General features: G+C 71.0%; 10 protein-coding genes. 3 read left to right on the top strand and 7 right to left on the bottom strand.

The window, feature by feature from the left end; translation table 11 throughout:
• Positions 1-69: 69 nt before the first annotated feature.
• The gene (gene glgA / locus AKJ13_RS24045) at positions 70-1611 is read right to left on the bottom strand and encodes a glycogen synthase GlgA (protein WP_050735640.1); all 1542 of its coding nucleotides are present in this window, start codon (positions 1609-1611) and stop codon (positions 70-72) included.
• 220 nt (positions 1612-1831) lie between these two features.
• Complete coding sequence (locus AKJ13_RS24040) at positions 1832-3415, bottom strand: alpha-amylase family glycosyl hydrolase (RefSeq protein ID WP_050735639.1); 1584 nt, start codon at positions 3413-3415, stop codon at positions 1832-1834.
• Positions 3416-3802: 387 nt separating this feature from the next.
• Here AKJ13_RS24040 and AKJ13_RS24035 point away from each other — a divergent pair, with 387 nt between their 5' ends.
• On the top strand, positions 3803-6277 hold the full coding sequence (locus tag AKJ13_RS24035) for a glycogen/starch/alpha-glucan phosphorylase (protein WP_244471709.1): 2475 nt from the start codon (positions 3803-3805) through the stop codon (positions 6275-6277).
• 64 nt (positions 6278-6341) lie between these two features.
• Here AKJ13_RS24035 and AKJ13_RS24030 read toward each other — a convergent pair whose 3' ends face one another.
• From AKJ13_RS24030 to AKJ13_RS24020, 3 genes are read right to left on the bottom strand one after another with little or no spacing between them, the layout of a single operon-like run.
• On the bottom strand, positions 6342-7385 hold the full coding sequence (locus tag AKJ13_RS24030; protein WP_050735638.1) for a hypothetical protein: 1044 nt from the start codon (positions 7383-7385) through the stop codon (positions 6342-6344).
• Positions 7386-7423: 38 nt separating this feature from the next.
• Positions 7424-8347 carry a ferredoxin--NAD(+) reductase gene (locus AKJ13_RS24025; protein WP_050735637.1) on the bottom strand — a complete coding sequence of 308 codons (924 nt, stop codon included), beginning with the start codon at positions 8345-8347 and terminating at the stop codon, positions 7424-7426.
• A gap of 29 nt (positions 8348-8376) precedes the next feature.
• Entirely contained in the window at positions 8377-8742 is a 366-nt protein-coding gene (locus AKJ13_RS24020) for a hypothetical protein (RefSeq protein WP_050735636.1), read from the bottom strand.
• 322 nt (positions 8743-9064) lie between these two features.
• On the opposite strand from AKJ13_RS24020, the gene AKJ13_RS24015 reads away from it, so the two are divergent.
• The gene (locus AKJ13_RS24015) at positions 9065-9505 is read left to right on the top strand and encodes a helix-turn-helix domain-containing protein (RefSeq protein WP_050735635.1); all 441 of its coding nucleotides are present in this window, start codon (positions 9065-9067) and stop codon (positions 9503-9505) included.
• A 2-nt stretch (positions 9506-9507) separates the two neighbouring features.
• On the top strand, positions 9508-10092 hold the full coding sequence (locus tag AKJ13_RS24010) for a PIN domain-containing protein (protein WP_050735634.1): 585 nt from the start codon (positions 9508-9510) through the stop codon (positions 10090-10092).
• A 12-nt stretch (positions 10093-10104) separates the two neighbouring features.
• Here AKJ13_RS24010 and AKJ13_RS24005 read toward each other — a convergent pair whose 3' ends face one another.
• A complete protein-coding gene (locus AKJ13_RS24005) occupies positions 10105-10518 on the bottom strand; it encodes a globin family protein (protein ID WP_050735633.1) in 414 nt (137 codons plus the stop codon).
• Between the two features lie 69 nt (positions 10519-10587).
• Positions 10588-12572: EAL domain-containing protein (locus AKJ13_RS24000; RefSeq protein WP_050735632.1), on the bottom strand; the 1985-nt coding region annotated here is incomplete at its 5' end.

Here is a 12572-nt window from a genome sequence, read left to right as displayed (position 1 = left end):
GGCAGAGCCCTGGTATCGGGCTTCGCCCCGACACCCCGCCAAAGGGCTGAGCCCTTTGGAAACCCGGTCTTACGCCGCGCGCCAGCGCAGCGCCGGGCTGTTGCCCATGGCGCGGGCGTAGAGGCCGGCATAGCTGTCGGCGGCCTGGTCCCAGCCGAACCGGGCGGCCATGGCGCGCCGGCGCATGGCGTTGAGGCGCTTCTTCTGGCCGAACGCCTCGAAGGCCCGGCGGACCGCCGACCCGAACGCGGTGGCCGAAGCCTCCGCGAAGGTGAAGCCGGTCACCCCGTCCTCGACCGTGTCGGCCAGCCCCCCGGTGCGGTGCACGATCGGCAGGGAGCCGAAGCGCTGGGCGTACATCTGGGCGAGCCCGCACGGCTCGAACCGCGAGGGCATCAGCAGGAAGTCACTCCCGGCAAACATCCGCCTGGCCTGGGCTTCCTCGAATCCGACATGGACGCCGACCGCGTCGGGGTGGCGCTTGGACAGGCCGCGCAAAGCCTGCTCGAACCGGCCCTCGCCCTGGCCGATCACCACGAGCTGGCCGCCCTCGGCCACGATCGCCTCGGCCGCCTGCAGGCTGAGGTCGATGCCCTTCTGGTGCACCAGGCGCGAGACGATGGCGAAGAGCGGCCCGCGCGAGACCGCGAGCCCGAATTGCTGGCGCACCGCCTCGGCATTGGCGCGCTTGCCCTTCCAGTCGTCGACCTCGAACCGGGTGGCGAGGTGCTGGTCGGTGCTCGGGTCCCAGCTCTCGTCGATGCCGTTGAGGATGCCGGCGAGCCGGCCCTGGCCGGCGCGGGTGCGCAGCAGCCCGTCGAGCCCGCAGCCCATCTCCGGCGTCTGGATCTCGCGGGCATAGGTCTCGCTCACCGTGGTGACCTGCGAGGCGTAGAAGATGCCGGCCTTGAGGAAGGAGAGCTGGCCGTAGAACTCGGCGCCGTCGACCTGGAAGGCCGAATCCGGCACGCCGAGGCGGCCCAGGCTGTCGCGGGGGAAGAGGCCCTGATAGGCGAGGTTGTGGATGGTCAGCACGCTCGGGATGCGCCGGCCGCGCCAGGCCAGGTAGGCCGGGGCGAGCGCCGCCTGCCAATCGTTGAGGTGCAGCAGGTCGGCCGCCCAGTCGGAATCGGCGCCGGCGGCGATCTCCGCGGCCGCGAGGCTCAGGCGGGCGAAGCGCAGGTCGTTGTCGCCGAAATCGCCGTGGGCGTCGCCGTAGGGCGTGCCGTCGCGCTCGTAGAGCTCGGGCGCCAGCAGGACGTAGATGCGCAATCCGTCGGCGGCCTCGACCAGGCCGAGGTCGCAGGGCGGGACACCCGCGAAGCCCTCGAGCCGGGCGACCACCGGGATCTCCGGGAAGGCGGCCCGGACCTGGCGGTAGCCGGGGATCAGGACGCGGATGTCGTAATGCGGCACCAGGGCCCGGGGCAGGGCGGCCGAGACCTCGCCGAGGCCGCCGGTCTTCACGAAATCGGCCATCTCCGGGGTGGCGTAGAGGATGCGGCGGCGCAGCGAGGCCGGCCAGGCCGGGTTGGTGAACTGCGCTGCGGCACCGCCGCTCTCGCCGAAGGACTCGTCGGCGAGCGAACCACCGCGAAGCGCGTCGTGCATGGGCATTGATCCTGGCCGGGCGGGATGCCCCGGTCGGGCAGAGGATCGGGCAGACACGGCTGTCACGGCCTCAACCATGTCCAATGCTCCTCCGTCGCAACAGTTCCGCTGCGACGCACAAAATAGGCCAGGAACAGCCTTAAGCATCGGTTACAGATTCGGCCACGGCGCGATGACTGCGCTGCACTGCGACAAGAGATGGCAGGGGAGGGCCGGGCCCTCAGGCCCGGCGCAGGATCACCCCCTCGGCGGGTGCGAGGGCGAGGTTCGCCGAGATCCGCTCGCCCGCCCGGCCGGCGAGCGTCGAGAGAAGCACGCCCCAATCGCCCTCGGGCAGCGGCAGGTTCTGCGGGGCATCGCCGAAGTTCAGGATCACGCGCAGGCTCTCCCCGTCGGCGCTGCGCTCGTAGGCGAACACGTCTGCGGCCTCGATTGGCAGCCCCCGGTAATCGCCGACCGCGAGCGCCGCATGGTCGCGCCGCAGCGCCAGGAGCCGCCGGTGCAGGGTCAGCATCGAACCGGGGTCCGAGCGCTGGCTCTCGACGTTGCGGGTCGCCCAATCCTCGGAGAGGGGCAGCCACGGCTCCGCGGTGGAGAAGCCGGCCTGCGGAGACTCGTCCCACTGCATCGGCGTGCGCTCCGGGTCGCGGCCGTGGCCGGGCTCGTTGCGCTCCCAGGGGTCCTGGGCGCGCCCCGGGGGGATCGGGACGTGGCCGAGGCCGATCTCGTCGCCGTAATAGAGGGTCGGGGTGCCGCGTAAGGTGAGCAGCAGCATCGCGGCGATGCGCGCCTGGGCCTCGCCGACCCGGGCGGCAATCCGCGGCTGGTCGTGGTTGCCCAGCACCCAGTTCGGCCAGCCGCCCTCGGGCAACGCCGCCTCGTAATTGGCCACGAGGTCGGCGACCGCGTCGGCCCGCCACGGGGTCTGGATCAGCTGGAAGTTGAAGGGCAGGTCGGCGCCGGTGAGATCCGGGCCGTAATAGGCCACCAGCCGCTCGATCGGCAGGTAGATCTCCCCGATCAGCACCCGCTCGCCGTATTCGCGCAGCACCGCCCGCATCCCGGCGATCACGTCGAACACCTCCGGGCGGTCGGCGGAATAGACCTGGGTGAAGCGGTTGATCTCGGGCGTGCCCGGCGCGTAGTCGGGATTGGCCGGGTTGTCGCGGAATCCCGCATCCTTCATCAGGTGCCAGATCACGTCGACCCGGAACCCGTCGACGCCGCGCTCCAGCCAGAAGCGCAGGGCGTCGTGCATCGCGGCCCGCACGGCGGGGTTGCGCCAGTTCAGGTCCGGCTGCTCGGCCAGGAAGGCGTGGTAATAGTACTGGCCGGTGGCCGCATCGAGCGTCCAGGCCGGGCCGCCGAAATTCGACACCCAGTTGTTCGGCGGACCGCCCCCCGGGGCCGGGTCGCGCCAGATGTACCAGTCCCGCTTCGGGCTCGACCGCGACGACCGGCTCTCCGCGAACCACGGATGCGCGATCGAGGAATGGTTGGGCACGAAGTCGAGGATCACCTTGAGCTTGCGCCGATGGGCCTCGGCGATCAGCGCGTCGAACTCGGCCAGCGTACCGAATAACGGGTCGATGCCGCAGTAATCGGCCACGTCGTAGCCGAAATCCGCCATGGGCGAGGGGTAGACCGGCGAGATCCACACGGCGTCGACCCCGAGCCAGGCGAGGTAGTCCAGCCGTGCCGTGATGCCCGGCAGGTCGCCGACCCCGTCGCCGTTCGTGTCCTGGAACGAGCGGGGATAGACCTGGTAGACGGTCCCACGCTTCCACCAGACGGTCTCGGTCATGCTGCCCCTCGCGAATCCCCGGGTGCAGGGTTAACCGCTGAGCCGCGCGCTGGCGACGGCTCAGATGCGCGCGATGCGGGCTGGCCGGGCCGGCCGTTGTGTCTAGAATGTCACGTAGTCGCGCCATATCTCTGGCTGCGTAGTCGCGCAGCCCGGTCGGGGCGGCGCTGCCACGACTTCGCCCGGAAGCCGGCCGCACAGTCGCGGCTTCGGGGCTCGGATGTCCGCCCGTTCACGCGGTGGCAATCCATCAAAAGAGATAATCCGCCCACGATACCCCTGGCGCTAGCATCCGGGGAGCCGACTTTGGGGGACCTGCACGTGCTGAACGACGTTCTCACTCCGCCCGCCCCGCGGGACGCCTCGCGCGACGACAGCGCTTCCCAGATCCCGGCGCCCGCCGCCTGGACCGCGCCGCTCCTGTCCCAGACCGGCGATTCCGTGGTCGACCTGCGGGAATCGATCCGCGCCAAGCTCAGCTTCGCGCTGGGCCGGACGCCCGAGAACGCCCGTCCGCGCGACTGGTTCGCCGCGACCGCGCTGGCCCTGCGCGAGCGGATCGTAGCGGCCTGCATGGCCTCCGAGAAGGCCGTGCCGAACAAGCGGGTCTACTACCTCTCGCTTGAATTCCTGATCGGCCGGCTGATGTCGGACGCGATGAACAACCTCGGCCTCACCGAGGCGACCCGGGCGGCGCTCCGGGAGCTCGGGGTCGATCTCGACGCCGTGCAGGATGCCGAGCCCGACGCGGCGCTCGGCAATGGCGGGCTCGGGCGGCTCGCCGCCTGCTTCATGGACAGCATGGCCAGCATCGGCATCCCGGCGATCGGCTACGGCATCCGATACGACCACGGCCTGTTCCGCCAATCCTTCGAGGACGGCTGGCAGCGCGAGGCGCCGGAGACCTGGCTCGCGGAGGGCAACCCCTGGGAGTTCGTCCGGCCCGACGCGACCTACACGATCGGCTTCGGCGGCACCGTCACCCTGTCCTCGCCCGGCGAGGGCGTGATCCGCCGCCACTGGCAGCCGGCCGAGACCGTGCAGGCGGTCGCCCACGACATCCCGGTGGTCGGCTGGCGCGGGCGCCACGTCAACCGGCTGCGCCTGTGGAAGGCGGAGGCCGGCGAGCCGGTCGACCTCGCCCGCTTCAACGGCGGCGACCATGTCGGCGCGGTCGCGGCGCGCATGCGCGCCGAGGCGATCTCGCGGGTGCTCTATCCGAGCGATTCCTCGGCCGACGGCCAGGAGCTGCGCCTGCGCCAGGAATACTTCTTCACCTCGGCCTCGCTCCAGGACCTCATCGCCCGTCACGTCACGGAGCGCGGCGACGTGCGGTCCCTGCCGGACCACGCCGCGATCCAGCTCAACGACACCCACCCGGCCATCGCGGTGCCGGAGCTGATGCGCATCCTGATGGAGGACCACGACCTCTCCTGGGAGGATGCGTGGCACGTCACCACCAACACGCTGAACTACACCAACCACACCCTGCTGCCCGAGGCGCTGGAGACCTGGCCGGTGGAGCTGATGGAGCGGCTGCTGCCGCGCCACATGCAGATCATCTACCTGATCAACTGGATGCATCTCGAGGAGCAGGCCAAGCACGGCCGCCAGGACGCCGCCCACCAGGACGCCGCCTACCTGGCCTCGATCTCGCTGATCGACGAGGCCCATGGCCGCCGGGTGCGGATGGGGCACCTCGCCTTCCACGGCTCCCACCGGGTCAACGGCGTCTCGGCGCTGCACACCGACCTGATGCGGTCCACGGTGTTCGCGCCGCTGCACGCCCTGGATCCGGACAAGATCGTCAACAAGACCAACGGCATCACCTTCCGGCGCTGGCTCCACAACGCCAATCCGGGCCTCACCCGGCTCGCCGTGGAGACGGCGGGCGCGGGCGTTCTCGACGATCCCGAGCTGCTCCGGGGCCTCGAGGCCCATGCCGAGGATGCCGCCTTCGTGGCGCGCTACGCCGCCGTGCGCCGGCAGCGCAAGGAGGCACTCGCCAAGCTCGTGGCCGAGCGCACCGGCACCGACATCGACCCGGACGCGCTGTTCGACGTCCAGGTCAAGCGCATCCACGAATACAAGCGCCAGCTGCTCAACGTCGTCGAGACGGTGGCGCTCTACCAGGCGATCAAAGCCGAGCCGCATCGGGACTGGACGCCCCGGGTGAAGATCTTCGCCGGCAAGGCGGCGCCGAGCTACGTGCGGGCCAAGCTGATCATCAAGCTCGCCTGCGACGTGGCCAAGGCGGTGAACGACGATCCGGACGTCGCCGGCCGGCTGAAGGTGGTGTTCCTGCCGAACTACTCGGTGAGCTTGGCCGAGACGATCATCCCGGCCGCCGACCTGTCGGAGCAGATCTCCACCGCCGGCATGGAGGCGTCCGGCACCGGCAACATGAAGTTCGCCCTCAACGGCGCGCTCACGGTCGGCACGCTGGACGGGGCCAATATCGAGATCCGCGATCATGTCGGGGCGGACAACATCTTCATCTTCGGCCTCGACGCCGCCGGGGTGCAGGCGCGCGAGGCCGAGCCGGGCTACGCCGCGGCGGCGATCCAGGCCTCGCCGCGGCTGGCGGCCGCCCTCGACATGATCGCCTCCGGGCGGTTCTCGCCGGAGGAGCCGGGTCGGTTCCGGCCGCTCACCGACGACCTGCGCCAGCGCGACCAGTACCTGCTCACCGCCGATTTCGACGATTACTGGCGGGTGCAGCGCTCCATCGACGCCGCCTGGCGCGACCCGCGCGGCTGGTGGGCCAAGGCGATCCGCAACACCGCCCGGATGGCGTGGTTCTCGTCCGACCGGTCGATGCGCGAATACGCCGAAGAGATCTGGCGCGTCCGCCTGGGCTGACGTCCCGGCCTTATCAGGCTTCGCCCGAAGTCGGAGCCCTGCCCCGACACCCCGCCGAGGGGCCTCAGGCCCTTCGGAAACCCTTCAGCCGGCGCCAGAGCCGGTGGCGGAGCAGCACGACGCGCTCGGCGAGCCCGAGCCGGCGCCGGACGAAGACGTGCGACACCCGCCCGAGCCGCGTCCCCCGGTCGGGCTCGCCCTTGCGCAGCGCGATGTCCGGCAGCGCGGCCTCCTGCGTGATCGTCAGGGACCGCGCGGCCGGGAACACGGCGCTGCGGTAGACCGAGCGCGTGTAATACGAGACTTCGTCGTAGGCGGTGATCGCGCGGATCCGCCCGCGCGCCGGATCCCGGATCGTCAGCGTGCCCGCCCGCGGCCCGTAGGTCACGAGCAGGCCGATCACGTGGCGCGGGCGCCCGAGCGGGATCTCGGCGCTCGCGCCCTCGGGAATCTCCAGGAAGTGCAGCGGGATGCCGTTGCGGCGCAGGTCGAACCCGCATTCCAGGCCGGGGAGGGTGCGCAGGGGCAGCGAGTCGAACCGGACCGGCAAGCCCCGGAACCGGTCGAGATAGGCGCGGCCCGGAGGCGGCGCCCGCATCAGGGCGTAGACCAGGGTGCCGTAGAGTTCGGCCCCGGCCGGGGCGACATGGGTCCCGTCCTTCAGCAGGTAGGTGATGTCGCCCGCCCCCGCTTCGGCCACCGGGGCGGCGATGTCGAGATACGGGATGCCGTAGAGGGCGCGGTACTCGCCAAGCAGGCCGGCAACGGGCTCGGCCGCGTAATCGACCCCGCCCTGGTGGAGGTTGAGGAAGGCCACCGGCAGGTTCCGGCGCGCCGTCGCCGCCAGGATGTCGTCCAGATAGGCCCGCATCGTCGCGCCGTCGAAGTAGCGGACGTTGCCGGTGAACAGCTCCAGCAGGACGTGGTCGCAGGGACAAGCGTCGAGGATCTCGTCGATCAGGCAGGCGATCGCGGGTAGGGAATGGCCGCCCCAGCCGCTGCGCAGGAAGGTGACCGGCCGCCCCTCGGCCACGGCGAGGGCGTTGGCCCGCTCGACATAGCCCGGCAGCTCCGTGACGCTGTAGCCGAGGCAGAGCACGCGGAGCATCGGGGAATCCGCTCGGCCGGGCGCCGGGACCGCGGGGTTCAGTCGAGCACGATCGGGTAGCAGCGCGCGCCCACGGAGGCGGCGAGCACCTGCACGGCGCCGACCGTGGCGATGTCGCCGGCCACATGGACGACGTCGGTGGCGCGCAGGCTCGGCAGGTGGGCGGTGAGCGGCCCGGAACGCACATCCGGCGGACGCTGGCGGCCGCGATCGGCGCAGAGCACGATCCGGCCGACGCCGGTGCAGCGCAGCCAGTCCAGGCTCTCGCGCATGTAGAGGTCGAGGGCGTCGCGGGCGCCCACCGCCAGCGCCATCTCGCGGGCGGGCTCGATGTAGCGGGCTGCCCGGGCGATCGCCCAGATCGGGCCGAAGCCGGCCCCGGCCGCCACCAGCACGAGGCGCCCGCCGCCGGGCCGGTACTGGCCGCGGCCGACGGGGCCCTTCAGGCGCACCGGCTGGTCGAGGCGGATCGCGTCGACCGGGCCGCCCTCGGGATCGCGGGGGATGTGGAACACCGCCTCGTTGATCTCGGCCGAGCCGTCGATCCGCAGGGTCGGGGACAGGGTCAGGGCGGGCAGGCCCGCGAAGGTGACGAGGGCCTGGTGGCCCGGTTCGAGGTTCGGGCGCCGGGTCAGGGTGGCCACCACCTCGACGATGCCGGGGCAAAGCCGGCGGATCTCCGAGACGGTGCCCTTGCGGATCGCCACCGGCGGGGGCGGAGCCTCCTCCTGGCCCTGAATCGGGGCGCCGGGCAGGCTCGGCCGCAGGGCTTCGGCCCGGGCGCGACGGGCCGGCGGGCGGCGGCTCGACGGCGCGGCGCTGCCCTGTCCGGCGAGCTGGTTGGCGAGCTGCGCCTGGACGGGCGCGATCATGCCTTCGGCGAGCGCCGCCTCGAGGGGCGTGTCGCCGGTCGAGACGCGCACCGACCGGCCGTTGACGACGAGCGAGCAGCGCGCGCCCATGGCCGTACCCCGCTTGGTCTGGAGAGGGATCACCGGGCGCGGATCAGGAGCGTGTCGACCAGGGACGCCCAGCGCTCGCGGGTCGCCCGGACGTCGTCGCTCGCCGCGGACTCGGTCAGGAGCTGGCGCTGCGCCCGCAAGGCCTCGACCTCCTGCCGCTGGGCCCGGAGCACCGCCTTCATCACCTGCAGCTCGGTCTCGAGCCGGGCGATCTCGTCGGCCTCGTCCGATTCCGCGATCAGGTCGTCCTGGGGAACGCTGGGACCGCGGGCCTCCTGGCCGGGCAGGGGCAGCCGGGTGCGGGCCTGCTGCTCCAGCCGGACCGGCCGGGCGATCAGACGACGCACGAGATCCGAGCTGCCCGCCTGCTGGTAACGCCTCGCCGCCTCGGCCATCCGCCCATCCCCTTCACGGGCGCCGGAGGGCCCGCCTGTCAACAGGAGCTTGCGCGGACATGGTTAAGGGGGACTTAAACTGATCGGCGGCATCCGGGGGTGTTCAGGCGAAAAGCCTCACGGGGCTCAAGGCCATGCCCGGGATCCTCACATGCGATCGGCGCATGATTCCGCGGTCGGCCGCGCGTCGCACCGTGCTTACGTGTTTCGTTGATTTCGAATATTGCGTTTGGACCTGAAATTCTCCTGGTCGGACACGCGACCGACCGGTGCGGAGGGCCCTATGACGGTCACGACCGAGAGGCGGGATAGGCAGTCGTGCATGGACAACGTGCCTTTCGTGGCAAGCGACGAGGAGGCTCTCATCGCGCGCGAGGCCGTGGCCCGCTTGAGACCGATCGCCGAGGGCAATCAGGATGTCCGCCTGCGCGTGATGGAATCGGTTGATGTCGTCGTGCCGGTGCCCGCCCGCGCGCTTCGGCTGATCGTCGACGTGCTGGCCTGTATGGGCGATCAGAGGGCCGTGTCACTCATCCCCCTGGACGCCGAGCTGACGACCCAGCAGGCCGCGGACCTACTCAACGTCTCCCGGCCCCATCTCGTCGGCCTGCTGGAGCGCGGCGAGCTGCCGTTCCGCCGCGTTGGAGCGCATAGGCGCGTGCGAGCCGCCGACCTGATCGCGTTCAAGCGCAAGGACGAGGCGCAGCGCAAGGACGCCCTCGATCGCATGGCCGCCCTGACCCAGGACCTCGGCCTCGACTGATCATGCGGTCCACATTCACCGCCTTCTTCGACGCGAACGTGTTCTTCGGAGCCCGCCTTCGCAGCCTCGTGATGGAGGTGGCACAGAGCGGGGTTTTTCGGGCGCGCTGGAGCGCGGATGTCCATGATGAATGGATCCGGTCGGTGCTCGGCAGGCGCGCCGACCTCCGACGCGAGCAGATCGAGCCGATCCGGTCGATGATGGAGGTCCCGGATGCCCTGGTCTCGGGATATGCCGGCCTGATCCCAGCGCTGACGCTGCCCGATCCCGACGACCGCCACATCCTGGCCGCCGCCATCGTCGGCCGGGCCGACGTGATCGTGACCTTCAACGAGAAGGATTTTCCGGCCGAAGCCCTGGCGCCCTACGGGATCCACACGCGCCATCCGGACGCGTTCTTCAGCGAGGCCGAGGGGGTCGAGCCGGACATGCTGACCGATGCGGCCGCCCGCGACCTCGCCCACTACAAGCGGCCGCCCCTGACGCCCAGGCAGTACACGGATGACCTGCGCGGGGCGGGCGTCCCCCAGCTTGCAGACTATCTCTGGCGCATGCGCGTCCTGCTCGACGATCAGCCCGAGCCGTAGGTGGCGCGCTCCTTACGCGGCCTCCGCCGCCGCCCCCTTCATCAACCCGGCCACCAGCGTGTAGGTTTCGGCCCAGGCGTCGCGGACCTCGGGGGTGAAGTCGGGGCCGAGGCCCTGTTCCAGGGTCCAGAGCAGCGCGGCGCCGACCGGGGCGTAATGGGCGGCCTGCGTGCCGTAGGCCACGTGCTTGCGCCCCAGCTCCTGGATCGCTGGGGCCACGGTCTCCGGGTGGCCGAGATTGGCCACGGCCAGGCCCAGCATGGCCATCAGTTTCTTTTTCTGCTCGGCCATGTCGTCGGGGAAGAGCGGGCGGACCTCCGGGGCGATCTCGAACAGGCGCCCGTAGAACAGGTCGGCCGCCGTCCCGGCGATCGGCCGCACCTTCGCGAAACTGTCCTGGACGAGCCGGACCTGATCGGGCGTCATCGCATCCCCTGCCGAAAGACCTGTCCCCCGGCGGGGTTATAGCCCGGCTCGGGCCGGGTGAAACCTGTATCAGGCGGCTTCGGGCGCGGCGCCGACGATCTGGCGGGCCTGGAGCATGGTCATCGGCTCGCCGAAGGCGGGGCCGAGGGCGTATTCGCAGCCGAGGCCGGCCAGCGCCTGGGCGTCGCTCTCGGATTCGCAGCCCTCCGCCACGATGGCGAGGTTCAACTCGCTCGCCATCCGGACGATCGAGCGCAGGATCGCGGTCTGGCCGGTGCCGATCTGGCGCACGAAGGTCGCGTCGACCTTGATCGTGTCGAACGGGAAGCGCTGGAGGTAGGACAGGGCCGAGTAGCCGGTGCCGAAATCCGACAGGCACAGGCCGGCCCCGAGGTCGTGGATCCGGGCCAGCATCTGGGCGGCGTATTCCGGGTTCTCCATCACCAGGCTCTCGCTGAATTCCAGCTTGAGCGAGCCGGGCAGGGCCCCGGAGCGGGCCAGCACGGTCTTCACGTCGTGCAGCAGGTCGTGGCGCAGGAGCTGACGCGAGGACAGGTTGCAGGCCGCGAAGATCGGCGGCTCGACCTCGAGGGAGCGCTGCCAGGCGGCGAGTTCCAGGGCGGTGCGCTCCAGGGCGAAGATGCCGAGATTGACCACGAAGCCGCTCTCCTCGGCGAGCGGCATGAAGGTCGAGGCCGGGATCCGACCGAGCTTCGGATGGTCCCAGCGCAAAACGGTCTCGAACCCTGCCACGGTGCGGTCCTCGAGGCGGACCACCGGCAGGAACAGCACCCGGAGTTCGTTGCGCTCGATCGCCTTGCGTAGGTCGCTCTCCAGCATCAGCCGGTCGGAGCGGTCGGTGCGCATATGGGCGCGGAACACCTCGATGCGGTCGCCACCGTTGCGCTTGGCCTGGATCATGGCGATCTCGGCGCTCTTGAACACCTCGTCGCGCTTCAGGTTGGCGCCGGCCTCGTAGAGGGCGAGCCCGATCGAGACGGTGAGGAAGATCTCCCGGTCGGCATAGGTGATCGGCGTGGCGATGGCGCGCCGGATCATCTCGGCAAAGGCCAGGATCCGGTCGGGGTCGCGCTCGGACAGCAGGATCACGGCGAACTCGTCGCTGGAGATCCGGGCCAGGCTGTCCTGCGGCCGCAGCAGGCGGCCGAGCCGGCGGGACAGGGTCAGCAGGATCGAGTCGCCCGCCGACAGGCCGATGGCGTCGTTGATGCCCTTGAACCGGTCGACATCGAGCACGATCACGGTGGGCCGGAGGCGCTGGTCCTGGCCCGCGAAGGCCAGAGCCGCGTCGAGGCGGTCCCCGAACAGCTCGCGGTTGGGCAGGCCGGTCAGGCTGTCATGCACGGCGTCGTGGAGCAGGCGCTCCTCGGCGGTCTTGATCTCGGTGACGTCCGCGATGGTGCCGACCACGCGGATCACCTCGCCGTCGGCGCCGATCACCGGCCGGGCCTTCAGCCGGTACCAGAAATAGGTGCCGGCGGCCGAGCGCAGGCGGAAATCGTGGACGATGCGCCCGCGCCGCTCCTCGATCACCGTGTCGAGGGCCGCCGAGTAGCGCTCCACGTCGAACGGGTGGAGCGTGCCGAGCCAGTTCGTCGCCGGGCCCTCCAGGGTGCCCCGGGGCAGGCCGAGCTGCGCCTCGATCTCGGGGCCGGCGAAGACCCGGTCGGCGGGCACGTCCCAATCGAACACCACGTCGCCCGCGCCGGTGAGCGCCAGGGCCCGCCGCTCGGTGTCCGAGACCAGGGCGTGGCTGAGGCCGCCGCCCGCGAAGGCGTGCTGGAGCACCGTGAAGCCGATCAGCATCACGATCAGCACGAGGCCGCCGATCAGGGCCGGCTGTACCAGGTCGCTGCCGATCTGGCCGGTGACCGCGAAGCCCGCCGCCGTCACCCAGACCACCAGGAGCAGCCAGGTCGGCACCAGCAGGATGGCGCGGTCGTAGCCGTTATGGGCGGCGAGGTAGACGATCAAGAGCAGGCCGATCCCCGCCACGGCCGCGATGGAGATGCGCGCCACCCCGGCTGCCACCG

It is taken from the genome of Methylobacterium sp. ARG-1 (assembly GCF_001262595.1).
In the GTDB taxonomy this organism is placed as follows: Bacteria; Pseudomonadota; Alphaproteobacteria; order Rhizobiales; family Beijerinckiaceae; genus Methylobacterium; species Methylobacterium brachiatum.
The sequence above is the reverse complement of the archived record's forward strand: the minus strand, read 5'-3'. Positions and strand labels throughout refer to the sequence as shown.